22 protein-coding genes are annotated in these 25733 nt (G+C 55.1%); 19 read left to right on the top strand and 3 right to left on the bottom strand.

Features of this window, described 5'->3' with window-relative positions; translation table 11 throughout:
* Positions 1–6 precede the first annotated feature (6 nt).
* The 9 genes from KB449_RS18770 to KB449_RS18730 all read left to right on the top strand — a co-directional run bounded on the left by KB449_RS18770 (position 7) and on the right by KB449_RS18730 (position 13200).
* Positions 7–888: a carbohydrate ABC transporter permease gene (locus KB449_RS18770; protein WP_282909834.1), complete on the top strand. Its 882-nt coding sequence runs from the start codon at positions 7–9 to the stop codon at positions 886–888.
* A gap of 25 nt (positions 889–913) precedes the next feature.
* The gene (locus KB449_RS18765) at positions 914–1819 is read left to right on the top strand and encodes a nucleoside hydrolase (protein ID WP_282909833.1); all 906 of its coding nucleotides are present in this window, start codon (positions 914–916) and stop codon (positions 1817–1819) included.
* A gap of 13 nt (positions 1820–1832) precedes the next feature.
* Positions 1833–3602 (top strand): sensor histidine kinase, encoded by a 1770-nt coding sequence (locus KB449_RS18760; protein ID WP_282909832.1) that lies wholly within the window; start codon positions 1833–1835, stop codon positions 3600–3602.
* Between the two features lie 9 nt (positions 3603–3611).
* On the top strand, positions 3612–4901 hold the full coding sequence (locus tag KB449_RS18755; RefSeq protein WP_282909831.1) for a response regulator: 1290 nt from the start codon (positions 3612–3614) through the stop codon (positions 4899–4901).
* A gap of 140 nt (positions 4902–5041) precedes the next feature.
* Positions 5042–6160, top strand: coding sequence for a GntR family transcriptional regulator (locus tag KB449_RS18750; RefSeq protein WP_282909830.1), 1119 nt, complete (start codon positions 5042–5044; stop codon positions 6158–6160).
* A 343-nt stretch (positions 6161–6503) separates the two neighbouring features.
* On the top strand, positions 6504–8165 hold the full coding sequence (locus tag KB449_RS18745) for an ABC transporter substrate-binding protein (RefSeq protein WP_282909829.1): 1662 nt from the start codon (positions 6504–6506) through the stop codon (positions 8163–8165).
* A 97-nt stretch (positions 8166–8262) separates the two neighbouring features.
* The gene (locus tag KB449_RS18740; RefSeq protein ID WP_282909828.1) at positions 8263–10185 is read left to right on the top strand and encodes an ABC transporter permease subunit; all 1923 of its coding nucleotides are present in this window, start codon (positions 8263–8265) and stop codon (positions 10183–10185) included.
* Between the two features lie 18 nt (positions 10186–10203).
* Positions 10204–11094 carry a carbohydrate ABC transporter permease gene (locus KB449_RS18735; RefSeq protein ID WP_282909827.1) on the top strand — a complete coding sequence of 297 codons (891 nt, stop codon included), beginning with the start codon at positions 10204–10206 and terminating at the stop codon, positions 11092–11094.
* A 12-nt stretch (positions 11095–11106) separates the two neighbouring features.
* Complete coding sequence (locus KB449_RS18730; RefSeq protein ID WP_282909826.1) at positions 11107–13200, top strand: hypothetical protein; 2094 nt, start codon at positions 11107–11109, stop codon at positions 13198–13200.
* Here the strand turns inward: KB449_RS18730 and KB449_RS18725 are convergent.
* On the bottom strand, positions 13186–13581 hold the full coding sequence (locus tag KB449_RS18725) for a hypothetical protein (RefSeq protein ID WP_282909825.1): 396 nt from the start codon (positions 13579–13581) through the stop codon (positions 13186–13188). The two genes, KB449_RS18730 and KB449_RS18725, sit on opposite strands and share 15 nt — an antisense overlap.
* Before the next feature lie 124 nt (positions 13582–13705).
* Between KB449_RS18725 and KB449_RS18720 the strand changes: the two genes are divergently transcribed.
* Positions 13706–14269 (top strand): RNA polymerase sigma factor, encoded by a 564-nt coding sequence (locus tag KB449_RS18720; RefSeq protein WP_282909824.1) that lies wholly within the window; start codon positions 13706–13708, stop codon positions 14267–14269.
* The gene (locus KB449_RS18715; RefSeq protein WP_282909823.1) at positions 14250–15011 is read left to right on the top strand and encodes a hypothetical protein; all 762 of its coding nucleotides are present in this window, start codon (positions 14250–14252) and stop codon (positions 15009–15011) included. The genes KB449_RS18720 and KB449_RS18715 overlap by 20 nt, the downstream gene beginning before the upstream one ends.
* A 96-nt stretch (positions 15012–15107) precedes the next feature.
* On the opposite strand, the gene KB449_RS18710 is transcribed toward KB449_RS18715, so the two are convergent.
* Positions 15108–16022, bottom strand: coding sequence for an NmrA/HSCARG family protein (locus KB449_RS18710; protein WP_282909822.1), 915 nt, complete (start codon positions 16020–16022; stop codon positions 15108–15110).
* Between the two features lie 87 nt (positions 16023–16109).
* Positions 16110–16685 carry a TetR/AcrR family transcriptional regulator gene (locus KB449_RS18705; protein WP_282909821.1) on the bottom strand — a complete coding sequence of 192 codons (576 nt, stop codon included), beginning with the start codon at positions 16683–16685 and terminating at the stop codon, positions 16110–16112.
* A 235-nt stretch (positions 16686–16920) separates the two neighbouring features.
* Here KB449_RS18705 and KB449_RS18700 point away from each other — a divergent pair, with 235 nt between their 5' ends.
* The 8 genes from KB449_RS18700 to KB449_RS18665 all read left to right on the top strand — a co-directional run bounded on the left by KB449_RS18700 (position 16921) and on the right by KB449_RS18665 (position 25731).
* Positions 16921–17775, top strand: coding sequence for a transporter substrate-binding domain-containing protein (locus KB449_RS18700; protein ID WP_282909820.1), 855 nt, complete (start codon positions 16921–16923; stop codon positions 17773–17775).
* Positions 17776–17787: 12 nt separating this feature from the next.
* A complete protein-coding gene (locus KB449_RS18695; protein ID WP_282909819.1) occupies positions 17788–18501 on the top strand; it encodes an amino acid ABC transporter permease in 714 nt (237 codons plus the stop codon).
* A complete protein-coding gene (locus KB449_RS18690; protein WP_282909818.1) occupies positions 18498–19205 on the top strand; it encodes an amino acid ABC transporter permease in 708 nt (235 codons plus the stop codon). The genes KB449_RS18695 and KB449_RS18690 overlap by 4 nt, the downstream gene beginning before the upstream one ends.
* Complete coding sequence (locus KB449_RS18685) at positions 19202–19954, top strand: amino acid ABC transporter ATP-binding protein (protein WP_282909817.1); 753 nt, start codon at positions 19202–19204, stop codon at positions 19952–19954. The genes KB449_RS18690 and KB449_RS18685 overlap by 4 nt, the downstream gene beginning before the upstream one ends.
* 11 nt (positions 19955–19965) lie before the next feature.
* A complete protein-coding gene (locus KB449_RS18680; protein WP_282909816.1) occupies positions 19966–21336 on the top strand; it encodes a lanthionine synthetase LanC family protein in 1371 nt (456 codons plus the stop codon).
* A complete protein-coding gene (locus KB449_RS18675; protein ID WP_282909815.1) occupies positions 21333–22589 on the top strand; it encodes a metal-dependent hydrolase family protein in 1257 nt (418 codons plus the stop codon). The genes KB449_RS18680 and KB449_RS18675 overlap by 4 nt, the downstream gene beginning before the upstream one ends.
* A 175-nt stretch (positions 22590–22764) precedes the next feature.
* The gene (locus KB449_RS18670) at positions 22765–24357 is read left to right on the top strand and encodes an ABC transporter substrate-binding protein (protein WP_282909814.1); all 1593 of its coding nucleotides are present in this window, start codon (positions 22765–22767) and stop codon (positions 24355–24357) included.
* Between the two features lie 12 nt (positions 24358–24369).
* A complete protein-coding gene (locus KB449_RS18665) occupies positions 24370–25731 on the top strand; it encodes a response regulator transcription factor (protein WP_282909813.1) in 1362 nt (453 codons plus the stop codon).
* Positions 25732–25733 lie beyond the last annotated feature (2 nt).

The following is a 25733-nucleotide window of genomic DNA, read 5'->3' as shown; positions in this document are numbered from 1 at the left end:
GCTCGTATGGATCGATACCATTCCAACACGTACAGGCTATTTTACCTGTTGAATATCATGTTTGTTATTGGCATCGCGGCCGTATGCGTGCTGCCGCTCGTTCACCTGATGGCCGTATCGCTCAGCGAAAAAGGAGCGGCCAACGCCAACCTCGTCGGCTTATGGCCCGTCGGCTTCAACGTTTCCGCCTATCGCGAGGCGCTCGCCAACGAGAAGTTTTACGATGCGTTTATCGTTACGATCAAGCGGTTATTGCTGGGAACTTCGGTGAACATGCTGCTTACGTTTCTGATGGCCTATCCGCTGTCGAAGGAGGAGCGGGCGTTTCCTTACCGAAATGTGTACGTATGGCTGATCGTTTTCACCATGCTGTTCAGCGGCGGGCTCATTCCGGGTTATATGCTCGTTTCGCAGCTGCATCTGATCGATTCGATCTGGGCGCTCGTGCTGCCGGCGGCCGTACAGACGTTTCATATCATTTTGCTGCTCAACTTCTTCCGCCAGCTGCCCAAGGAGATGGAAGAGGCCTGCTATATCGATGGCGGCGGACATTTCACAGCTTTGTTCAAAATTTATCTCCCGCTGTCGATGCCGGCCGTGGCGACATTGATTTTGTTCAGCATGGTCATGCACTGGAACGAATGGTTCTCCGGACTGATCTATATGAACAAGGTCGATCTGTATCCGCTGCAGACGTATTTGCAGGCGCTGCTGGATCAGACGAAAAAAGCGATCACGATCGACGACGCCCGCCATGCGGCGGAAGCCTCGCGCCGCTCGCTTTACTCCGCGCAAATTTTTATGGCGATGGCTCCGATTCTGGTCGTCTATCCGCTCTTGCAAAAGCATTTTACGAAAGGCATCGTGATGGGATCCGTCAAAGAATAACGTCGAGGGAGGAGGGGATGCGAGCGTGCACGCAGTAAATATCATTTTGGATACGGATATCGGGCCCGATTGCGACGACGCAGGCGCCGTAGCCGTGCTGCATACGCTGGCTGCCCACGGAGAAGCCCGTATTGCGGGCATGATGCACTGCACCTCCAGCAGGTGGGGGGCAGGCTGCCTGGATGCGATTAACGCGTATTACGAATGCCCGGATATTCCGATCGGCACCTTGAGTCAGCCCGATTTTTTGGCGCACGAACGTTACGAGACTTACAACAAAGCGCTTGCGCTGCAATACGACAACCGATATCGCGGAGAGCATCCCGCACCGGATGCGATACAACTCTACCGTCGGCTGCTCGCAGAAGCGGAGGACGCTTCGATCGTTATCGCCGCGATCGGCCCTTTGCGCAATCTCGCCGGATTGCTGCGGTCGGAGCCGGATGCGATCAGTCCGCTTCCGGGCATTCGGCTCGTCGAGCGCAAAGTTAAAGAAACGGTCGCGATGGGGGGACATTTCCCGTTCGGCCGGGAGTGGAATTTCGAGATGGCGCCGGACGCCGCCCGTCTTGTCGCGGCAGAGTGGCCTACGCCGATTATTTTCGCAGGCTACGAGATCGGGAGCGCAGTGCTGACGGGCCGAAGCTTGCTTGCGACTGCGCCGTCGCAGCATCCCGTGCGGCAAGCTTACGAGAGATTCGGTCTGGCGGACGGCGTTCGCCCAAGCTGGGATCTGATCGCGGTTATGGTAGCGGTACGGGGGCTGCGGGACGGCTGGCGATTGTCGGAAAGGGGGCGCGTCCTCATCGAGCCCGACGGCGCCAACCGTTGGATGCCGGGGGAGGGAAGCCATCGTTATTTGATTTTCGATACGGAGCCTGCGCATATCGAGCATTTACTGGAGCAATGGCTGGTTGGTAAGATAAAGTAGAGGTGAAGTCAGCATGCGGACGAACCGGACGCGGCGCCCCGGCGTATTCATCAAGATCGTCATCGGCTTTGTGATTATGACGCTTCCGCTCCTGCTGTTCAGCATCATGACGATTCGTGCCGGCATGAATGCAGCGGTAAGCCGGGCCGAGGTTTCGTCCCAGTCGCAGATGAACCTGTTTATGAAAACGATGGACGACGAGCTGCATAATATCGGACAGATGCTGATCGCGCTGAACAACGATCCCGACTTGCCGGCCTATTACCTGCAGCAGCGTGAAGATTTTACCTTCAATAACGTTTCGTTGTACCAGAACCTGAAAACGAAAATGGGCCTCATCAGCTACTCCAATAACTATATCGCCGACGTTTTTTTGATCTACCCCGACCTGAATAAGACCATTTCGTTTCGTAACGGCGTCAGACCGATCGATGCCCGGAAAACCAAGCTGATTGAAGAAGTGTCGCAGAGCGATACGACGTACAACCGTTATCTCGATCATGATTTTTTGACGTATACGACCGAATTTTCCGGACTCGGAGCAGATCCGCTGGCCGTATCTTATTACCTTGGCGTCGATATTTATAAGGAGCGCATCGTAGACGCCCTCAAATCGCTCGAGGAGGCCAATGTTTTTAAGGTGTTCCTGATCGAAACGCAGAGCAGCCGGCTTGTCGAGGGTTCCCAGCAAAGGGAGCTTGACCGCGACATCTTTGCGGAAATGGGGAACGCGATACAAGCGAAGCCGGATCAATACCGGGTAAAATTGCAAAAAGGCACCTATGTGGTACATACGAGAACGTCCACGGACCGGCTGTTCAGCATCGTGGCCTATGCGGATGAAATTGAATTGCTGAAGCCCATGCACGAATTGCGCCGGTGGTCGGCATTTCTGTGGGGCGTAACCGGCATCGTCGTGGTGCTGTTCGCCTTTTTTATTTACAAGCAAATCCATTCTCCGCTGCGAAAGCTTGTCGGATCGATGAGATCGGTCGAAAAGGGAGACTACAGCTCACGCATCCTGCTTGAGCAAGGCGACGAATTCGGCTACGTCTATCGGCAGTTCAACAGCATGGCGCAGCAATTGCAAATTCTTGTACAAGAAGTGCTGCACAAAAAAATACAGCTGCAGGAGGCGCAGCTGAAAATGCTTCAGTCCCAGATCAACCCGCACTTCTTGTTTAACAGCCTGTATCAGGGCTACCGGATGGCCGTATCCGGCGAGAACGAGAATGTAGCCAGATTGTGCAAATACTTGGGCGACTATTTCCGCTTCGTCACCCGGCAAGGGCTGACGGAGCATGTGAGGCTCGCCGATGAAATCAAGTTCACGCGGACGTATCTGGAAATTCAAATGTTGAGATTTTCGAACAGACTTGCCTATGAGCTTGAAGTAGAAGCGGGGCTTGAAGAGCTGCTCGTTCCCGTGCTCATGCTGCAGCCGTTGGTCGAGAACGCCATTATTCACGGCTTCGAATCCTTGGAGGGCGAGGGACGCATTCGGATTGCGATAACAAGTGCAAGCGGGGGAGCGCTCGTGAGCGTATCGGATAACGGGAGCGGCATGAGCGAGGAACGGAAGATTGAAGTGCTTCACTCCCTTCAGGACCCCGTCCATGACAAGGAGCATTGCGGTCTGTGGAACGTGCATCAGCGGCTGCTTCGCAGCTTCGAGGGATCGGAAGGCTTGCGGATTGCAAGCGGAGCGCACGGGACGAGCGTAACGTTCGCAATCGACGCGTCTATCTTGGCGCTCCAGCCCCATACAACGAAGACAGGATGATGGCGTGACATGTACAAGCTGTTGATCGTGGATGACGAGCCTTCGATCGTGGAGGGACTCGCGCAGATGATCGCATCCAGAGATTTGCCACTCAAGGAGATTCGCTTTGCATACTCTGCCGTCGAGGCTCAACAACTGATGATTCGCTCCTCGTACGACATCGTGCTGGCCGATATTCGCATGCCCCGGATTAGCGGACTAGACTGGATCGAGTCGGTGAAAAAAGCGGGCTGGCTGTGCAAGGTCATTTTCCTGACGGGATATTCGGACTTCGAATATACAAAGCGGGCGCTGCAGCTGGGCGTCAGCGATTACTTGCTCAAGCCGGCGGACGACGACGAAGTGATCGCCAGCTTGCGCAAGGCGATCGGCGAGCTCGATCGGAGATTGGACGAGATGATGTCCATCGAGAAAGCCAAACAGAAGCTGCAGCTGTCCAACAGCGAGTTAAAAAACCAGATTATACTGGACTATCTGAATCACCCCAGGAGCCAGACCGGGGAAGCGCTGCAAGCCACCATCCGGCTGCTGGACATCCCCTTCGACGGAGAGCGCCCTGTAGATTTAATCTTGATGCGTATTGACGATTGGGGTCACAGATTCACTGTGAACGACGGTTCGTTGATCCGGTTTGCCGTCATGAACATGGCGGAGGAGCTGGTCAATCATGCCTTCGCGGCGGCTGCCTTTCGAATGGATCAGCGGATGTCGGGCATGCTGCTCCAATCGGCAGAAGCGCCAGGCGGGGAGAATGCGCGAATCGCGTATATCATGGAAAGCGTGCAAAACACGATTTTTCGGCTGCTCGGCGTTTCGATCTCGATCGTCTTTCGATCCGTCGATTTGCCTTGGGGAGACCTGGGGACGTATTTTCGCTTAATGAGGGATGATTTGGACAGGCGACAGAGCAGAGGCTTGTTGATCGACCTCGCGGACGGACAGGAAGGCGGTCAGGCCGGCGGTGCCGATACGGGCGCATCCGTTTTGGTCGAACAGTTAAAAAGCTATATTTCCGGTCATCTTAGCGAGGATCTGTCGCTGGATCAGCTATCCCGCCATTTTTACGTCAATCCGACTTATTTATCCCGATTGTTTAAGAAACGGACGAACGAGGTGCTCAGTCTGTACATCACCAAGGAAAAAATGAATGCCGCGCGCCGCTTGCTGCTCCAGGACGGGATGAAAATCAGCGAAGCGGCCAGGCAGGTAGGCTACAACAATTCGAATTACTTTGCCAAAGTATTTCGCAATACGTTCGGCATGTCTCCGCAGGAGTACAAGGCGCGGATGTTTTTATAAGCGGAGCTTAGGCAGATAATAGGAGTCAAGGCGAAAAATCGCAGCCATCGATGAACGATCGGTGGCTGTTTGGCTTTTCAAAAAAGAATAGCTTATTCGAATTCTAATTAGTATACTAAGCTAGAAGGGGTCGATGCTAAGTGTCCGTTCCAACCAAATATCAAGTTATCGTTGATGATATTAAAGCGAAAATTGTGTCCGGCGAATGGCCGCCGGATTCGCTCATTCCGTCCCAGACGGAGCTTGCGAACATGTACGAAACAAGCGAAATGACGTCGCGCCGCGCCTTGTCCGAGCTGGTAAACGAAGGGCTGATCTATCGGCTGAGGGGAAAGGGATCCTTTGTCAAAGGCGCTTCCTCCGCAGCGAAGGGACGGGAGCAAGCCGAGCCGCCATACACTAATAACGGCCTTGAGCGCGTCTATCTGGTCCACAATACGGGAGCTCATATTTATTATTTGGAGCACCGATTCTACGAGGAGATGTTCAGCGCGATCCGGGAGGAAGCGGAGCGCCGGGGACTGGCCTTCGGCGTCTGGGATTATTCGCTGAGCGGCAAGCTGCCGGATGAGCCGAATACCGGGTTTATCGCCACCACGATGGGCAAATACGACTTCACGTCGGAGCATATCGAACAGTGGATGAAGGAGGGGCGCGACCTTGTTACCGTTCACTCCTATTTTCCGCAGTTCCCCGTGCCTTACGTGATCGTCGACAATTTGACAGGGGGGTATCTCGCGACCCAGCATTTACTTGCGCTCGGGCACCGGCGGATCGGCATTTTGCTGACCGGCTCGTCGCTGGTCGACTTGAATCAGGAGTTCTCGTTGCGTCTGCAGGGCTACAAGCTGGCCTTGGATATCGCGCAAATCCCGCTCGATCCGAAGCTCGTGCACGTCATAGACGCAGACACCGAGAACCAGCAGTCGGGCGAACGCGGGTTCCATTATTTTTTCGAGCTGAACGAACCGCCGACGGCTATATTCGCAACGAGCGATCTGAAGGCCTACGGCTTGTCGCGCGCCGCCCGGATGAACGGGCTGTCCGTTCCGGGAGATCTCAGCATTATCGGCTACGACGATTTGAGGTTCGCCCAGTTCACAGGCCTTACGACGATTAACCAGAACACGGCGCAGATGGGGAAAAAAGCAGTCGAAATCTTATGCGCTCCCAAAGCCAGCAAAGGCGGGAGCGCGTCGCTGAAGGACGAGATCATCCCCGCGCTCGTCGTCCGCAGCTCGACCGGTCCCCTTACGTAAAACGCGGACAGCGAACGATCCGATGCGACTTCGCCACGCCACCATGCCATAGGCTCTGATTCTGCCGCTGAGGCAGGTTCAGAGCCTATGGCATATTTGTTTTGACCGCCGGGCGCTTCGTACACGGTTCGTATAGACAATCATTGCAGCAACAAACGGAAATAGACTATTGACAGTATGAAAGGATCTAATTAGAATTCTAATTAATAACTAATTAATTTAGTTAGTATTCTTAATTTAATGAAAAGAGGGGGGCAAGCGAATTGGTCTACCAGTTTGCATCGTGCCGCGCAAGCGTGAACTAGGCAAGCTTCAACGCAATCTTTATTATGGGGGGATTCCATTGATCAACGCAAAGAAGTGGATGGGCTATATTTTAATGTTATCCTTAATAGCTGCCGCGCTCGCGGCGTGCTCCAAAAATGAAAGCGGTAACAAACCGTCTGCAGCCTCTTCGCCGACGAATGCGCCGTCCAATACGGCGTCCCAGGCAGCGCAGCAGGAAGAACTGAACGGTACGATTAATATCACGCTGCCGCAGCAAAGCAGCGAGGTGTGGAACAAGGTGGCGGCAGCCTATATGGCCAAGCACCCCAAGGTGAAGGTAAACGTCGAGATCAAGCCGCTGAGCGGCTATAAAGAATGGCTCACCGCGCAGTTCGCGGCAGGCGATCCGCAGGTCGATCTCGCCATGATCAACGAAGTCGCGGATCTGCAGGCCCAGCGGAAATTCGTCAACTACTATCCGTGGTTCGACAAGACCAACCCGTACACCGGCAAGCCCTGGAAAGACAGCTTCAACCTGGAGGCGATGGGCGTCAACCTGGGCGCGGTAGGCGCCGACGATTCCTTGTACGTGCTTAATTTCGAGACGGTACAGATTCTGTGGCTGTACAACAAGGACATTTTCGCAAAACTCGGGGTGACGGAGCCGCCGGCAACGTTTAACGAACTCATCGAAATATTCAAAAAGGCCAAGGCGGCCGGGTACACGCCGTTCGCGCTTGCCGGAGATTCCTCCTCGATCTGGTCGGGCCAGGCAGGCTGGCTGATGCGTATTTATCCCGACCAGTACTTCAGGGACAGCATCGAGACGGCGCGCTCCCAGGAAGCGGATTATACGTACAACCCCGACATTGACGACGTATGGAAATACGATGCGGCCGATCCGTACAACGACTCGGAGAGCAAGGTGACCAAAAACCCGATTCGCGTCTGGAAGGCGATCAAGGAACAGCAGGGCGACTACAAAATGGCGGGCAACCCCAAGTGGAAAGCGGTCATGGAAAACCTCAAAACGCTGTTCAGCTACACGCCGGAGGGCTTCTTCGGAACCAATGAGGCCCAGGCCTACAAGCTGTTCCTGACAGGCAAGGCCGCGGTGATGCTCGGCGCGCCTTCGGCTTACTGGCAGCTGCCCAAGGATCTGGCAGATGCCGAGAAGACCGGCGTCAAGGACGGCGTGAAGCCTTTCGAGTTCGGCTTTTTCAATATGCCTTCGATGGAAGGGGAATACGTACAGGCGCCGGCCCGCACGATTCAGCTGCCGATCGGGTTCTACGGCCTCGTGCAAAAGGATGCGAAGCAGACTGCGCTCAGCGTCGACTTCATGATGTACCTGACGAGCCCTGAAGGCTACGGCGTCTATGTGACCGCGATCCAGAACAGCCGCGATGCGGCGCTGAACGGACCACCGGCGCTGAACGACATTACGCTGCCGGAGGAGATGTCCAAGGCGTTCGCTTCATTCAAGCAGATCGGCAATCTGGAAGGTCTTCAGGGACCTTCGAACACGATTGCGCGCGGGCTTCAGGATTATCAGCCTTCCGTCCAGGAGTATGTCAGCCTCGTGCAGCGCTACTTCTATAACAGCATGACGGTTGACGATTACTTGGCCAAGATGCAGGAGCAGATGCTTCGTTATTTGCCGGAGGCGCTGACGTTCCGCAAGCTGGACGTGTCCGATCTGGATAACCCGGAGCGGCAGCCGCCCAAACGGGAATAGAGAACGACCGGCGCCCGGTCTGTGCCGGATCGGGAGCGGCCCAGGCGGCGTTCCTTGACCGGCCCGGACCGACGTGCTAATGAAAGGTGGGGTAAATTTGAAGCTGAGCGCCATGCTATCGGCGGTATTGGGCGTAATCGTTTTGTTTGCCGTCAGCAGTCCGGTATTCGCGGCGCGCACGCAATGGACCGCGGGTCAGGCCCAGATCACGTCGCTTTCGGTGCGCGCCGACGGGCAAGCGGTGGCCGTCGGTACCTATGACGCGAAGGTGTCGGTATTCGACGGGGACGGACAACCGCTGTTCGATTTCAAAACCAAAAACGTCGTGACCGCTACTGCTTATTTGAATGACGGAAGCCTGCTGGTTGCCTCCGACGACCGGCATCTCTACCGGATCGATTCGGAAGGCAGCGTCGTCTGGGACCGCAATCTGAAGCGGCCGGTGACCGGCGTCGCGTCCGCAGGCGACGGCTCGGCGATCGTGGCGCTGCTCAAGGGCTCCAAGTCGGCCTATGTATACGATCGGGACGGACAGCCGCTCAAAGAGATCGATATCGGCATCCAGCCGCGCAAGGTCGACGTGTCCGGCAACGGAGAATGGATCGCGCTTGGCGGCTCCGATCAGTATATCTACCTGCTGAACGCATCGCACGAGCAAGTAGGGAAGTATTCGGCGTCCGGCACGATCGATGCGCTGTCCGTTACCGATCAGGGCAGGGTCGTAGCGGGGACGTCCTCGCATCAAGTGTTCATTTTCGATCGGGAGGGCGCCGAGCCTTCGATATTTACCGCTGCGGATTCCGTAACTGCGGTTGCGGCTACCGATGATGGGAGTTATGTCGCAGTGTCCGATTTTGCGGGCAACGACTATGTGCTGGACGGCGGCGGCGATCAGCTCTGGCAAGCGGCGAGCGGCAAGGACGGCGCGGGACGTGCGGTGGCGGTGAGCAATGACGGCAGCTTGCTCTTCAAGGGTTCGAGCACCGGCGTCGTTCAAAAGCTGGAGATCGGTAGCGCCATTGCAGTCGCCAAGCACCAAGCGCTCCAGACCCGCATCGTCGCGCTGGTCGTCGCGGCCGTCGGCGCCGGTTTGCTGGCTTGGTTGTTCTATTTTCTAAAGAAAAGCAATCGGCTGGGGATCTTCGGCGCGATATGGCGCGAGCGGTTCAGCTATCTGATGCTGCTGCCGACCTTCGGCCTCATCGCCATGTTTTTGTATTATCCCGCGTTTTCCGGCCTATTCCATTCCTTCTACGATTGGAAGCCGGGCGGGAGGTCTACGTTCGTCGGACTCGCCAACTATAGGCGCATGTTCGGCGATCCCTACGTGATCAAAGGGCTCGGCAATCTGGCGCTGCTGATGATTACGGGGCTGTTCAAAACCATCGTCCCGCCGCTTGTCGTGGCGGAGCTGATCTACTATTTGCGGAGAAAAGGCGCGCAGTACTGGTTCAGAACGGCCTTTGTCGTCTCGATGATTATCCCGTCGGTCGCCAGTCTGCTGATCTGGCAAAACTTTTACGATCCGAACGTCGGTCTGCTGAATCAGGTCCTGCAAGCGATCGGCCTTGGCGGCTGGGCCCACTCCTGGTTAGGGGATCCGCATACGGCGATCTGGGCCATTATTTTCATGGGCTTTCCGTTCATCGGCATCATGTCGCTGCTGCTTTTCTACGCCGGGCTCATCTCGATTCCGCAGGACGCGATCGAATCCGCCAAGATCGACGGCGCCGGCGCCGCCAGAATTATCCGTTCCCTGCATTTGCCGTTTTTGGCCGGCCAGATGAAGCTGCTGATTATCCTGGCATTCATCGGCATTATTCAGGACTTCGGCAGCATTCTGATCGTGACGCGCGGCGGTCCGCTCGATTCGACGTACGTGCCCGCACTGCAGATGTACTTCGCGGCGACCCAATTCAACGATCTCGGCTACGCATCGGCGCTCGGCGTGGCGATGTTCGCGATTATTCTCGCGCTGACGATCGTCAATATGAAATTCATGAAATCTTCGACGGATTAAGAGAGGAGGGCTGCCCGTATGGCGAAAAGCGCGACGGAGCGTCTTCGGGGACGTGCGCTTGAAAGGAGCGAAGGGCTGGGCCATCGGCGGAGAGCGCGAGCCTCCCAGTTCGTTCTCTATCTATTGCTGTCGGTCATCCTGCTGGCGACGCTGGTTCCGATCTTTTTCATGGCCTTCAGCTCGCTCAAAAGCAACGCGCAAATTCTCGGCAGCTTCTGGGGACTGCCAAGTCCGCCCCAGTGGGCGAATTTTGAATCCGCGGCGCAGGTGATTTGGAGATACGTGGTCAATACGGTGCTGTATGCGGTGATCGGCAGCATGGCGGTCATTATGCTGTCCACGCTGTCCGGCTACGTGTTCGCCAAGAAGCAATTCCCGGGCAAAGAGTTGTTGTTCATGATGATGCTCGGCTTGCTGATGATTCCCGGCATTTTGACGCTGATTCCTTCCTACGTGCTGTATGCCAATCTGGGGCTCACCAACACGCCTTGGGTGATTCTCATTCAGGCTGCGGCGGGCGGACAGATTTTCGGCATTTTCCTCAGCCGCACGTTTATCGGCGGACTGCCCAACGAGATCTTCGACGCGGTTAAAATCGACGGCGCTGGCGAACGGAAAATTTTGTTTCACCTCGTATTTCCGCTTTCCTTGCCGATTATCAGCACGATATTCATTATGCAATCGGTCGGCATTTACAACGATTATATATGGCCGCTCCTGACGATCAGCGACGCCGACATTCAGATGCTGGGCGTCGGACTCACACTGTTCATGAACCAGTTCGGCATTACGGATATGGGCGTGCAATTCGCGGCCTATACGCTTTCCTCTCTGCCGCTTGTCCTGATTTTCTCTTTTGGCATGAAATATTTTATCCAGGGAATGACTTCGGGCGCGATCAAAATGTAGGAGGGGAAACGGATGGGAAAAAGGCTTCTGAAACGGACGATCGTATTGGCCTTGCTCGTCGCTTCATTTCTTTCGCTTGCAGTGAATGTCAAACCAGCCGAGGCTGTATCGACGGAGGGCGCTTTGGATATTACCGCGCTGAATAATCTGGTGTCGATCAATTATTCGTTATGGTTCGATCCGGTCGTCCCCGCGGGCGGCGGCGCGACAAACGACGTTCAGCGCATATTGACCGACTCGGGCATCAACAAGACGGCTCCCGCCTGGGGGCCGCTGTACAGCTTCCATTATTGGGCGCAGCCGGCGCTCGGCTACTATCGTTCGGACAATGCGGCGGTCATCCGGCAGCATCTGATCCAGCTGGAGGAAGCGGGCGTCGATTTTATCAATATCGATAACACCAATGCGCGCAGCACATGGGATTCGGCGTATTACGAGGATATCTTCGTCCATCCGGCTACCGTGCTGCTGGACACGATGAAGGCGATGAGACAGGAAGGCCTGCGCACGCCGCATGTCGTGTTCTGGACCGCATCGTGGAGCGACGATCCGAATCCGGCATTTTCCGGTACCGATATTTATAATCGCTTCTATGCCGGCGGACAGTACGACGATCTGTTCGTCCGGTACGAAGGCAAGCCACTCATGCTCGTGACGGACGCCGCTCCGTCCGCGCTGACCGCCCACTTCACGCTGCGGAAAATGTGGGGCCTGCAGACGTCGCTGGCCAATAAGGAATGGTCGTTCCTGCAGCCGCATCCGCAGCCTGTCGGGATGAACGGAACGCAGAAGGAGCAACTCTCGGTGTCGACGGCATTCCAGCAGTCGTACATGTCGGACTTCGAAACGGCTACGCCGCGCAGAGGGGGCATTACGTTCGCCGCCCAGTGGAAGCGCGCCTTCGCGGAGCGGCCCAAGATCGTCACCCTGACCTGGTGGAACGAATGGATCGCGCAGCGGTTCGAGGACTCGGCGGGCAAAACCCGCTTCGTCGACAACTTCACCTACGAATATAGCCGCGATATCGAACCCGTCGAAGGGGGACACGGCGATGCCTATTACCAATTTATGAAGCGTTATATTGCGGATTACAAGGCCAACAAGCCGTTCCCGCTCGGTCTGGTGGAGCCGACCGTCGATCTGGGCAATTTCGAGACCGGCCAGGAAGGCTGGAAAGCAGGCGCGAACGTGGCGCAGGCCGCCCAGAGCTATTCACAAGCCGGCCCGAACGTGCCCGCAGCATTCGATCAGTGGAGGCTGCTGGAGATCCAGGGCGCGGCCGTGAACGGCGATCAGTGGCGCGGCGTATACCGGGAATTCGAGCGGCCGGTGGATGGCGGCGAGTACCGGCAGCTTGGCGTCGCTTTGAATCATTGGAGCGGGGCGCCGGGAGCGACAGGTTATGAAGCGCAGATCAGCCTTACGGCAGAGAATGGTCAGACGTTGTCCCAAATCTTCCCGACGACGGGCAACGGCTGGCAGCTGCTCCGGCTAGATATTGGATCGTGGCCTTACCGCGACCAGGTACGGCGCATCGATATTAGATTTCGCGCGGTAGGGGGAAATCAACCGTGGGCGGGCAAGTTTTTTATCGATCAGGTGCAGCTGCTGAAGGCTGAATACAACTTGGGCGATTTTGAGTTCGGCACGGAAGGATGGACGGGCGGCAGTCATGTAAGCGCGGTGTCGGCGGTGACAGGCGGGGATTCGACGACGCCCGCTCCGTATAGCGGCGCCAAGCTGCTCGGCGTGCAGGGCGATGCCGCAAACGGAGCGGTGCCGAGGCGCATCACCAAGCTGTTTGCGGCATCGCAGAACTGGTCGTCGTTCTCGTCCTTCAAGGTCGCGCTCAGCGGATGGGCCGGAGCGCCTGGCGCGATCGGGTACACGGCCCGCATCACGCTCACTTCCGAATCGGGCGCGACGCTCAGCAGGCCGTTCGCCATTCCGAACCCTTCCGGCTGGCAGGAGCTGACGCTTGGCTTTAGTTCTTGGTCCTACAAGCATGCGGTCAGCCGCATCGACATCGACTACATCGCGGTAGGCGGCAACCAGCCCTGGGCGGGCAAGTTTTTTATCGATGCGGCCAGATTAAGCAAGGTTTGAAGCTGCAAGCCCGTATTTTTTGAGATCCTCCCAAGAGACGCTGTACAGCGTCTCTTTATCGCGGTTGGCGGCGAGATCCTCCCAAGAGACGCTGTCCAGCGTCTTTTTGCCGTGGTTGGCGGCGAGGTCCCCCGAAGAGACGCTGTCCAGCGTCTTTTTGCCGTGGTTGGCGGCGAGGTCCCCCGAAGAGACGCTGTCCAGCGTCTCTTTGCCGCGATTGGCGCCGAAATCCCCCGAAGAGACGCTGTCCAGCGTCTCTTGGCCGCGGTTGGCGGCGAGATCCCCCGAAGAGACGCTGTCCAGCGTCTCTTGGCCGCGATTGGCATCAGCGGTCAGCCATGGTAACGCTGTACAGCGCCTCTTGGCCGAGAATAGCACCAAGGTCTGGCCACAATTCACCTCTAGAAGGGCTTTAGGGTCATCCTCTTCTTTTTATAGGCAAATGAACATCCAATGCAGCGAAAATCAAACTCGGGCCGTCTAATAGGGTGGAGGTGACGATCGCATGAAGCCGGCCGGCTTAAGCTCCAAAGAAAGTTTCTCGAAGGATCCCGCGGAAGCGCTGGAGCAGCTTATGGAAGCGTTTGGAACAGTGGTAATGCGTACCGCTTATTTTTATACACGGGATCGGCACCTCGCGGAGGATATCAGCCAGGAGGTATTCCTGCGGGCTTATCGGAGCTGGACGTCCTTCCGGGGAGACAGCAGCGTGAAAACCTGGCTAACGACGATCTGCGTCAATGTGTGCCGGGACAAGACGGGCGTACGGATGTATACCGAACAGCCGACCGACCCGATCCGATTGGAACAAGACAGAACGTTTAACGTAGAGGACGAGGCGCTGCAAAGGCTGGAGAAGAGCGAGGTGCTGCAGCACGTGCTTCGCTTGCCGATTCCGTTCCAGGAAGCGTTGTACCTGTACTACTATCTGGAGCTCACGACCAAGGAGATTGCGGAAGCGACGGCTTCTCCGGAAGGAACGGTACGCAACAGGCTGCATCGGGCGCGCGAGGCGCTGGCCCGGGCGATGAACAAGGAGGAGACAAAACATGACGGATATGGATCGTGAATTGCGTGTGCATTTGGCCAAGGAGGCCGACGAAGTGCTCTTTACCAACCTGGAATTGACGGACCGGCTTAAACAGAACATTCGGCAAAAAGCGGCCTCGGCGCAAATGGGCCGCAGACGCGTCTCCAGGAATGTCTGGGCGGCAGGCGTGGCTGCAGCGGCTTTGGCGGTATTTCTGACGCTAGGGCTGCCGACGCTTCAGCACACATCCGCGCCGGCGCAGAGCCCGATCGGAGCCTCGCCATCAACCAACGAAGGCAGCGCCGAGATTGCCGGAAATGGCGGGAATGCTGCAGGAAATGCAGGGAATGCAGGAAATTCAGGGAAAGCAGGCGCTGCGGGCTCCGAGCTGTCCCAGCTCGTGTCGACGTCCTACGCCACCGCCGAAGAAGCAAAAGCTTCGTTCGGGGCGGATATGCTTGCTCCGGAGTCTGTACCGGAAGGGTTTACGCTCACCGACATTCAGGGAGCGGGAATGGCGGGAGAACCGCTTCGGGACGTGATCTTCTCCTACGCGTCCGCATCGGGCGACAAGACGATCACGTTCACCGCAAGCCGCATGGCTGCCGTATTCCCGGCGGACATGTTTACCGCGAGGCAAGTCAACGGTAATGACGGCTTCATATTCGCACAGCCGGCGCTCACCGAGCTGTACTGGATGGAGGACGGCATCCAATACGGCATCGTCGGTCACGTCAACTCCGACGAAGCGATGAAGATCGCCGAGTCGGCGAAGCCGTAAGGTGAGACCTCAAACCTGAACACCCATTGCGAAAACCGCGAAGCGAACTGCTTCGCGGTTTTAAACGTTTTGCGACCTTTAGAGATCCGAGTAAAATCAATCGATTTCAAACCGATGCTTGTTCTCCTCGACCCATTCCGCAAAAGACTTAAGCGCAACGCAGTACTGCCTGGTTTCCTGAATATCGAATCCGTAGCCCGGCACGGCCTCGAGCCATTCCATAAAGTAAACCGTTCCTTCCAGCATGCCGCGCTTTCGGGTTTCCTCGCTGCTTGTCCTTTTATAAGCTACTTTTTTACCGAGAACGCGGCTTAACGTCTGCGCGATCTCCGTCATTGTCAGCTCGTCGCTTGCGACATTAATGTCTTTACCGTGAAACTTCTGCGGATTTTCAAATGCGGCGCGGGCGAATTGGGTCGTATCTTCCCCCGAATTCAGCTTTAAGGGCGTGTCCTCCTGCAGGGTGCCGAACAAAACGCCGTCTTTTAATTCCGGTGCCATGATAGCGGAATGGGGCGCGACGAAATTCTCCATAAACCAGACCGGGTGCAGGATGGTCCAATACTTGAAACCGCCGTTTCGGATGAGCGCTTCAATATTGTATTTATTTTCCCAAGTCTGCACCAAATACTTGTGTTTGTCCCACCGCGGAAAAAGATCGCTGCCGGCAACCGAGGTATGCACGACTTGTTCGATGCCGGCTTTTTGGGCGGCCTGGACCATGTTGGCGGCATTTCGCGGCTCGATCGTCTGATCGTACGGATCGGCGTACTGCACGGAAAAAATGGCCGATACGTTTTGCATGGCAGGCTCGAGCGAGGCCGGGTCGGCCAGGTCGCCCTGGATCATTTCCGCTCCCTTGGCCGCCATGGCTTGCGAAGCCGCCGACGCCAGGTTCCGGGTCAGAATCCGCACGCGATGACCGTGCTTTAACAATTCGCGGGCAACATGGCCGCCTTGCGTACCAGTGCCGCCTATGACCAGTATTAATCTTGATTCGTTGGACGCCAAATCCGATCACTCCAATCTGAAGAAGGAATAATCGGATTATATTACCGTGGTAAAGTTAAGTCAATACCCAGGTAAACTTAAGTTTGTTTATTTCTCGTTGACGACCAGTAAAATCTCAAATCGCTTCCTGGTCTCCGCCAGCACATCGAAGCTGCCGCCCATGATTGCCCAGTTTAGAATGACCCCGCTGGCGATGTTGCACATCGATTCGAGCAAATCTTCGGCATTCGCCGGATTTTTGACTTGACCTGCGTCTTTCGCCCGTTGGATCAGCGTTGGAATCACGCTGCCGAGCAAAGCGGATTGGCTTTTATCGAGCGGAGGTACGTGGCTGCGAAGGTGGATTCTGTAATTTTCTTTGGTCATTTCAACGCCGAGACGAACGATATGCTTTACGAAAATCTCCATGGCCTTCATGGCCTGATCGGCAAAATCCGTGACGGAGAGAATGTCCAGCAAATCGTCGTTCGAGACCATGTTATCAAACGAGAAAAAATCCGAGATCAATTCGTCTTTAGATTTGAAGTGGTAGTAGAACGCAGTCTTCGTAACATTGATCTCTTTGCAAATCTGGTTGATCGTAACCTGTTCGAAGCCATATTTATTAAATAGCTCGATACTTTTAGACAAAATCGCCTCTTTGGTTGCACCTCTCGTACTCATCCAAGCGCCAACTCCTTTGCGATTATTATAAAACATTTAACCTCTAAATAGCATTTCATTACCGTAGTAATGTTTATTATTAACGAGGTATTGACAATGTATTTCCTTGGTAATATCATGATTCCTAGAATTGCAATTCGCTATGCGCTCATGAGCAAGGAAGCCGTTCGTCGTTAAAACCTAGTAAGAAAGGCTGAACACTAAGACTATAACGAAACGTGGAGGAGTATTGAAAATGAAAAAATGGTTAAGTGTTACGCTTACGATTGTAATCTTCCTAACCGTTACCGCTTGCGGAAATAACAAAAGTACGCCCGATGCTGCCGGACAGGATAAGGAAGCATCCGAGCCGGAGACGATTACGGTAGGTCTTGTCAATGGTATACCTAAAATCAGCGTCCTGGATGAAAGCGGAAAATGGACGGGCTACGATTATGAGACGCTCGTCAAAATCGACGATCTTCTGCCGCAATACGTTTTCAAATACGAGCCCATCACCGATTTTCAGGCCGCTTTTGTCGGTCTGGATACGAAGTCCTTCGATATCCTTGCCGTTCACGCCAGCTGGACGGAAGAGCGTGCGGCAAAGTACCTTTACGGCGAGGCAAGCAACTATGAGAATTCCGGCTATACGTTAAAGGTCAAGAAAGGTTCGGGGATCGTCGTCAAAAGCGAGGAGGACCTTGGGGGCTTAAAAATAGCATTGGCGCCTGGCGCTGCCGTTGCCGGCGACGTAGAAAAATATAACGAGCAGCATCCGGACCGTAAGATCGAAGTGGTCTGGGACACGGGAACGGTCGAGCAGCAGCTGGCCAATTTGAAAAGCGGCGCGATCGATGCGCTCTTCGGCGAGCCGTTGAACGATAAAGCGCTGCTGGAAGCATACGGCGCGGATGCGTTCGATATTGCGGGAAGTCATTTGTTCTACGACGCCGGCAAGAAAAACGGCACGTATCTCCTGTTCAACTATGGCAGCGAGCCGCTGCAGAAGGATATCGATGAGGCGATCAACCATTTGCTCAAAGATGGAACGCTCAGTAATCTCTCCAAAGAAATATTGGGTATTGACGTTACCGTCAAACCGGATTAACCGGAAGCGCAAATGGACGGCGATTTCTTTTCCTTTGAACGCTTAGTCGCGTATTTCCCTAAGATACTGTCCAAGTTCCCGGTTTCGCTGTATGTGGTCGCCGTCTCGACAGCATTGGCGCTGGCGCTCGGAACGGTATTGGCGATCATCCGCATTCGAAAGATTCCGGTGCTGCATCAATTGGCCGTCGTGTATATCTCCTTTGTTAGAGGCACCCCGATTCTGATTCATTTATTTCTCGTTTATTACGGACTGCCGCTGCTTTTTAACGCCCTTTTCGGTTACAACATCGCTTCAGGCTGGAATAAACTGATCTTCGTGTTTTTGGCGTACGGAATTAATGAAGCGGGATTCCTTGCCGAACATATCCGAGCCGCCATTCTATCCGTTTCGCGCGGCCAGACCGAAGCGGGGCATATGGTAGGTCTTACCGGATTTCAAACGTTTCGAAGGATCGTGCTGCCGCAAGCATTCCGCGTACTGGTGCCGGGGCTAAGCGCCATGGTCGTGGGCATGCTTCCCGCAACAGCGCTCGCCTATTTGCTTGGCGTCACCGATATGATGGGCATGATTACGACGATCAGCTACAGCTCGCAGCATTCGCTGGAAGGTTATGCGGACGCCGCCATTATATTCATTGCCGCCAGTTTTATACTTGAAAAGCTCTCCGCGATGCTCATTAAGAAATTAAGCTACGGAAGGAAATCGGTGGACGAGGCGACATGAACATTCAACCGGTATTGATTTGGGAAGCCTTCAAGAGCGCCGTATCCTATATCCCCATTACGCTTCTTATCACGTCGGCGGTTGTCGTTATCGGATTGTTTTTCGGCGTCCTGGTCGCGGCCGTTCGTACCTATCGCATTCCGGTCCTATCGCATCTGGCAGACGGATTCGTCATTGCGTTCAAGGCGATTCCGATCAATTTGATATTAGTCGTATCCAGCCTTTTGTTTGTCACGCATTTTAACGGCATCGCAAGCTTCTTGCATTTGACCGTTACGATCCGGGATGTCAGCCGCATTTACGTCGGTATTTTCGCCCTGTCATTCCCTGCGATCGCTCAGATGAGCGAGTTTATACGAGGTTCTCTCCTTTCGGTAGACAGAGGACAGTATGAGGCCGGGTATACGGTCGGATTAACTTTTTGGCAGACTTTTCGGCGCATCGTTTTGCCGCAAATGATGCTTGTGTTCGTACCGTCGCTGACCGGTATCGTCATTGCGCTCATGAAGGCGACGTCCCTAGTCATCCTGATCGGGGTCGTTGACGTGATGAACGGCGCCTTGAAGTACGCCAACCTTTATTTCAGCTATTTCGAAGCATACTTGGCCGCCGCCCTGGTTTACTGGGGACTCAGTCTCTGTATCGAGCTTCTCGGAAAAGCCTTGGAAAAGCGCATCGGAAGATACAGGGGGAGCGCTGCATGATCGAAATTAAAAACATCCATAAAGCCTTCGGGAAAAATAAAATCCTGAACGGCGTGGACGTTCATGTCGACGATGGCGAGGTGGTCGTAATCCTGGGCGCTAGCGGCTCCGGCAAAACGACGCTGCTGAGAAGCATCTGCTTCCTTGAAAATGCCGATCGGGGCACGCTCACCATCGGCGAAAAGACCGTCGAGCTAAATAAGGCGAAAAGGCGGGACATCGTCGCGTTAAGGAAGAAAATGGCGTTTGTTTTCCAGAATCACAATCTTTTCAACAATAAGACGGCTTTGGAAAACGTTGCCGAGGGTTTGATCGTCGGGAGAAAAATGCCTAAAACGCAAGCTATCGAAATCGCTAAAAACGCGTTGGCAAAGGTGGGACTGGCGGATCGGCACGACTATTATCCGTCCCAGCTTTCAGGCGGGCAGCAGCAGCGGGTCGGCATCGCCAGAGCGGTGGCGTTGAACCCGGAAGTGATCCTTTTTGACGAGCCGACATCCGCGCTGGATCCGGAATTGATCGGGGAGACATTGTCGCTCATTAAAAAAATCGCTGAAGAAGGCATTACGATGATAATCGTGACGCACGAGATTTCGTTCGCTCGCGAAGTGGCGAGCAAAGTGATTTTTATGGATGGCGGCGTCATCGTAGAGGAAGGCAAGCCTGACGAAGTGCTGGTCCGGCCGAAGGAAGAACGAACCCGGCAATTTTTGAAACGAATACTGAGGCCGGTTGAATTTAACATCTGAGGAGCCGTCAAATGAGCGATCATACCCATGCGATCGGAAAGCCGTTTGCTTTTGTCCCCCAGTTGGAAGCGGCCGATCTGATTGAAGCAGCGCACCAGGCCCACCGCTATATCGAGCAATTCAACGTGTCCGATCCGGACGGATATTATTGGACGGGTACGCCGGACGCGAATATCGACCTCGGATTCGAGAACGGGGCAGCAGGCATTTCCTACTTCTACCTCGAGCTGTTTAAGACGACCGGGAACGGCGAATATTTGCGAATCGCTCAAGAAGGCTTCCGATATCTTTGCCGACACTGGCGCAAGCAATTGCGCATCCAGAACCCGAATGCAAAAGGTTATGAGCTGAACGTCAATTCAGGCGTTGGAAGTATAGGCGTTGCGCTTCTTGCGTATTACGAAGAAACCCGGGACAACGGAAGCTTAATCGCTTTGCAGGAGATTGCGGAATACTTGTCCGAATCGGCCGAACGAGGCAACGGCGACGTAAGCTGGACGGGGTTGCCCTACTATGCCATTGGAGACGCCGGCATCGCTCTTTTGTTACTGAGAATCGCAATGGTACGAAACGACGAGAAGCTGCATGCTTTGGCCGTAGCGTCCGCGAAAACGATTTTGAGGAGCCAGCGGCCGCACCCTCGAGGAGGCCAAGCATGGGATGTAAAGCCGCCCGGTTATCCGCACAACTTCCCCAATTTTGTCATCGGTACGTCGGGAATCGGCTATGCGATGTCCGTATTTTACGAACATACGAATGACGAGGCATTCTTGTCTTCTGCTGCAGCGGCAGCGGAACATCTGCGTGCCATCTCTGTTCCCCTGTCGGAAGGAAGGCTTGTTCCACTGACGGATGACCCGGAGGAACGTACGCTGTATTTGGGTTCATGCCACGGTGCCAGCGGGACGTCAAAGATCTTTTATCAGCTCTACCGTATGACGGGAGACGAGCGTTACAAGCGCGAGATCGAAGAGATGAGCAAGGGCATGCTCAGTCTCGATGCGCCGGAAATGCAATCCTCCGGCTACTGGAATAATACATGCATTTGCTGCGGCACGGCATCTATTCTTCAATTTCACGCGGCGTTATACGCGGCCTTCGGGAATCGAGCGTATCTGGAGGTGGCGAAGCGCTGCGCCCAGGTCCTTCTTGGCGAAGCGCGGGAAACGGGGAACGGCGCGATCGCTTGGCCCCTTGCGGAGACAAGGCTTGAGCCGGACAACATCACCTTGAATAAAGGGTATATGCACGGCGCTGCGGGAATCGCCAGCGCGCTGCTTCAACTTTTTCAAATGCTGAAAGGAGCGTTTGAATGGAATCGCCTGATTGACGATCCCTATCCGGCGCATGGCGAGCTCAACTCAAACGAGGTGCAGGCATGAATACTTTGATTAAAAACGCCAACGTTTTCGACGGTAAAAATGCCGCTTTGCAAGAAAACGTCCATATCGTTATTGAGGACAACCTTGTGAAAGAAATCGTTCGCGGCGCTGTTACGGAGGAAAACTTTGAGGCCGTGTATGATGCGTCGCACCATACCGTCATACCGGGACTTACGGACGCGCATGTTCATTTATCCATAACCGGCAACTCGCTGTCCGACGGGCGGCGGGTCGACGAGAAGGCTGTCCGATCCGTCCGTTTCGCCAAGGAAATGCTCCTGCGCGGGTTTACGACCGTGCGCGATGCGGGCGGCATCACCTTTGGCTTAAAGAAAAACATCGACAATGGCTTTCTGGACGGCCCCAGGATTCTGCCCTCCAATGCGATGATCTCACAGACGAGCGGGCACGGCGATATCCGGGCCAACCATGCGGAGGTACGGATCGCGGACAGCATTTATGCTTCCGCCGATTTGAACAGCAAGCTGTCGGTCCTTGCAGACGGCGTCGACGAGGTGATTCGCGCCGTCAGAGAGCAGCTTTTTTTGGGAGCGTCCCAGATCAAGCTGATGGCCGGGGGCGGGTTTAGCTCCGCTTACGATCCGATTTGGACCGTACAGTTCAGCTTCGAGGAGATAAAAGCCGCCGTGGACGCCGCGGCTGATTACGGCACCTATGTCATGGCGCATCTGTATACGCCGCCATCCATGCAGCGAGCGGCCCGAGCGGGCGTAAAGTGCTTCGAGCACGCCACGCTGCTCGACGAAGAAACGGCCAGGATCGTTGCCGACCAAGGCATCTGGATTACGCCGGGCCCGCAGCTCGGCAGGCATTACCCCACGACAGGATTGCCGAAATCGACGGTCAAGCTGATTGAAGATTTTCGCGATGGAGAAAAACGCGCAACCGAACTAATTGATAAATACAACCTCCCCATCTTATACGGAACCGACGCCTTTGGCGACATTCACAGGGCTGCGGAAATACAATTGGACGATTTCAGATTGTTCAAGTCGCGGTTCGGCAGTTTTCGCGGCATCGTGGCTGCGACCGGAAATATTCACGAACTCATTCAATTATCTACTTATCAAAATCCGTATCCGGAGGGCAAAATAGGCGTTCTAGAGGAAGGTTCCTTTGCGGACCTGCTCGTCGTCAACGGCAATCCGGTCGAGGATTTGGATATCTTGGCGGAGCAAAGCAACATACGATTCATTATGAAAGATGCCGTGGTCTATAAAAATACACTCTGATTCCGCTGATCCAAATCTCTGAGAGCCCCGGTCCGTATGGATCGGGGCTGATTTTCGTTTTATCGTTAAACATCCAAAAATCGCAAATCAAACCTAAACAAAACCTTGTTGTCCGGCGGCGGCATTGACATTAAGATTGAAATAAGAGAGCCGTATAAAGGGGAACTGAGGCAGCATGATATTGCGAAGAAAGCCGGTTATTCTCTGCATGCTGGGCTTGTTGTCGTGTCTGCTGACTGCCGGATGCTATGATGCGGAGCCCTATGCCGGCGGCCGGAGCACGGACCCGGTGCGAAGCGATACGCTTGTCTCCCGGCAATCGCCCGGCGTCAGCCCTGCCTCGACCGTGGCCCCGGCGCATGCGGATACGCTGGCGGGCGGACAACCTGTCACGCTCAAGGTCGACTTGTGGATGTTCACGCCGACGACCGATGCCGCCCGGACGAAAACGAATCCCGAGAAAAGAGTGGCCGGGCAGGCGATTGCGGACAAGTTTATGGAGCTGTACCCGAACGTGAAGATTGAATGGGTGCGCGGCATGAACAAGAAGGACCAGGCGGAGCTCGCGAGCTACTATACGACGCATTTCTCCTCCGGCGACGCGCCGGATATCGGGATGAGCTGGAACTTTTTCACGGAGGAAAACTGGTACTTGCCGTTGGACCGATATCTGGACGAGCCCAATCCGTACGTGGCGGGCAATCGGAATTGGAGCGAGCAGTTTCCCGCTTATTTATGGGAGAACAATTTAGTCACTTCTCCGGTCGACGGAACCTCGACAGGGATTCCGATCAGCCTTTATTCCGGACCTGCGACGGCCATTTTTTATAATAAAGCCATTTTTGCCAAGGAAGGCTTATCGATTCCGGAATCGTATCTGGACTTGATCGAGACCGCTGAGTCATTGAACGGTAAAGGCTATATCGGGCTTCATCCGTGGACGGCGCAAAATCAAATCTACAGCTGGGCGTTCATTTTTAATCTGGGTCCCTATTATTTTGAGAAAAACGTGGCCGGCAAGCTGAAGCAGGCTTCCAACGGGCATATCGCCAACGAGGAACTGATGCGAGGCATCAAGGAAGGCTTGCTGTCGCCCGCCAGGCATGCTTATGCCAAAGAGCTGTACGTCAATTTTAAAAAGCTGTTCGACGTGTCGCCCCCCAACTGGGAATACACCGATTTCTCCAAGCCCTGGGCGGAAGGAAAGGTAGCGATGTTCGAGGACGGCACCTGGCTCCTCAATACGGAGGAGGGCAATAAGGAACGCGCCTTCGACTTCGGCATGCTCCCTCCCATCCCGCTGTCGGTGGAAGAATCGGACTACGTGTCGGCGCCCAGGTATACGGAGAGCGGTCCCTATCAACCCGAACCGTCCGTCACGCTCAACATTTTGCGACCGTCCGTCGAGCGCCACGGAACGGAGGAGGCCGCCGTCCGGTTCCTTCAATTTCTCACCGCTCCGGAAAACGTCTCGCTTCTCATTCAAGAGGATCAGACCTCGATCGGCGCCGTGGAAGGCGTGCCCGTACCCGAGCTGCTGCGGGACTGGATCTCCCGCCCGTTTCCGATTACGCCCATTTATTCATGGCCGACCGGTCTGGATACCGAGAGCTACGATCAATGGAATCAATACACGTCCGCCTGGGTCAACGGCAAGCTGGACGACGATACGTATTTTGCCGCCATCGACGACATTCAGGGCAAGGCTGCGGACCGTATGATCCAGTTGAACGACATCGACACGAGCGGCTGGCGGCCGCTTACATGATCGGAGGACCTAATGAACAAGCACAAGTTGATCATTGTCGACGACGAGGCGAATATCAGGGAAGGGCTTGCCGGATTCGAATGGGAGACGCTTGGGATCGAGCTTGCGGGAACTTATGAAAACGGGCTTGAGGCGCTTCGCAAATTCGAGGAAGAGCCTGCAGACCTGCTGCTTGCGGATATCCGCATGCCGTTGATGGACGGTCTCGAGCTGGCCGAGAAAATCAGGACCCGAAGTCCGGCGACGAAAATCGTCATTTTGACCGGTTACAGCGATTTTGATCTCGTTCGATCCTCCTTGCGTTACGGCGTGTCGGATTATTTGCTCAAGCCTTCGGCGAAGGAGGACCTGATCAAAGCTTTCGTGCCGCTGGTCTCGCTGCTGAACGACGAACGCCGCGAGGCGGACAACGAGCGAATCGTACAGCGCAGGCTGCTGCAAGCGTCGGCCTTGCTGCGTTTTCAATTTTTGCATAAGCTGCTTTGCATGCCGCTCTCGCAGGAAGAGATCGAGGAAGGCTGCGGACAGGCGTATCTCGATCAATATGCAAGCGCTTACGCCGTGGCGGCAATCGGACTGGACGGGAAAAAGAGACAGGATTATTCCATTAAGGATTGGGAGCTTATTTTGTTCGCGCTCGAAAACGCCTTGTCCGAGCTGAGGCAGACCGAGGGGCTCGGCAGTTATCTAGTCGAGTCCGAGACGGGCTGCTGCTACATTGTCGGGATGTGCGACGCGCGGGTGCTGGCAAAAAGGACAGCGGCGGTCAGGGAGCATTTGTACCGGTTCGGGGGTCTGTTCAAGACGACGATGTCGATCGCGATGGGCGAGACGGTGACGCGGCTCGCGGACATCTCGCTGTCCAGAGAGCAGGCGGACATCGCGCTCCGCCGCGCGAACGGGGAAGAGGACCTCGTCTTCTATGAACCGGAGGGAGGTACGGCCGCAGACGAGTCCGAGTCGGCGGAGGCTGGGGACGGCAAGCTGCATGAAGTCGGTACAGGGGATTCCGAGACGGGGAGAAGAATTGTAGAAAGCGCCAAAAAATATGTGCGCGAGCATTTCCGGGAGCCGATCTCGCTCAAGCAGATCGCCCGTCATCTGCATGTCAACAACGCGTATTTGAGCTTCTTGTTTAAGGAGGTGACCGGGGAAAACTATTTGCAATATTTGACGGCCTGCCGCATGGCCGAAGCGGAGCTGCTGCTTCAGGATCCGGCGTTCAAGATTTATGAGGTAGCCGAGCGAATCGGTTATCACAACGCCCAGCACTTCTCGATCGTATTCAAAAAGTACCGTAAGCTCACGCCGCTGGAATACCGCAACAAGCATGCGATGGCGACCTTCGCGCAGGAAGAGGCGAGCCGTTCGTGAAC

Source organism: Cohnella hashimotonis, assembly GCF_030014955.1.
GTDB lineage: Bacteria > Bacillota > Bacilli > Paenibacillales > Paenibacillaceae > Cohnella > Cohnella hashimotonis.
The sequence above is the reverse complement of the archived record's forward strand: the minus strand, read 5'-3'. Positions and strand labels throughout refer to the sequence as shown.

Coding starts and splice junctions, on each gene's coding strand:
- KB449_RS18770 (WP_282909834.1), top strand. CDS start 7: ATGGATCGATACCATTCCAACACGTACAGGCTATTTTACCTGTTGAAT.
- KB449_RS18760 (WP_282909832.1), top strand. CDS start 1,833: ATGCGGACGAACCGGACGCGGCGCCCCGGCGTATTCATCAAGATCGTC.
- KB449_RS18755 (WP_282909831.1), top strand. CDS start 3,612: ATGTACAAGCTGTTGATCGTGGATGACGAGCCTTCGATCGTGGAGGGA.
- KB449_RS18735 (WP_282909827.1), top strand. CDS start 10,204: ATGGCGAAAAGCGCGACGGAGCGTCTTCGGGGACGTGCGCTTGAAAGG.
- KB449_RS18730 (WP_282909826.1), top strand. CDS start 11,107: ATGGGAAAAAGGCTTCTGAAACGGACGATCGTATTGGCCTTGCTCGTC.
- KB449_RS18720 (WP_282909824.1), top strand. CDS start 13,706: ATGAAGCCGGCCGGCTTAAGCTCCAAAGAAAGTTTCTCGAAGGATCCC.
- KB449_RS18715 (WP_282909823.1), top strand. CDS start 14,250: ATGACGGATATGGATCGTGAATTGCGTGTGCATTTGGCCAAGGAGGCC.
- KB449_RS18705 (WP_282909821.1), bottom strand. CDS start 16,685: ATGAGTACGAGAGGTGCAACCAAAGAGGCGATTTTGTCTAAAAGTATC.
- KB449_RS18700 (WP_282909820.1), top strand. CDS start 16,921: ATGAAAAAATGGTTAAGTGTTACGCTTACGATTGTAATCTTCCTAACC.
- KB449_RS18695 (WP_282909819.1), top strand. CDS start 17,788: ATGGACGGCGATTTCTTTTCCTTTGAACGCTTAGTCGCGTATTTCCCT.
- KB449_RS18690 (WP_282909818.1), top strand. CDS start 18,498: ATGAACATTCAACCGGTATTGATTTGGGAAGCCTTCAAGAGCGCCGTA.
- KB449_RS18685 (WP_282909817.1), top strand. CDS start 19,202: ATGATCGAAATTAAAAACATCCATAAAGCCTTCGGGAAAAATAAAATC.
- KB449_RS18680 (WP_282909816.1), top strand. CDS start 19,966: ATGAGCGATCATACCCATGCGATCGGAAAGCCGTTTGCTTTTGTCCCC.
- KB449_RS18675 (WP_282909815.1), top strand. CDS start 21,333: ATGAATACTTTGATTAAAAACGCCAACGTTTTCGACGGTAAAAATGCC.
- KB449_RS18670 (WP_282909814.1), top strand. CDS start 22,765: ATGATATTGCGAAGAAAGCCGGTTATTCTCTGCATGCTGGGCTTGTTG.
- KB449_RS18665 (WP_282909813.1), top strand. CDS start 24,370: ATGAACAAGCACAAGTTGATCATTGTCGACGACGAGGCGAATATCAGG.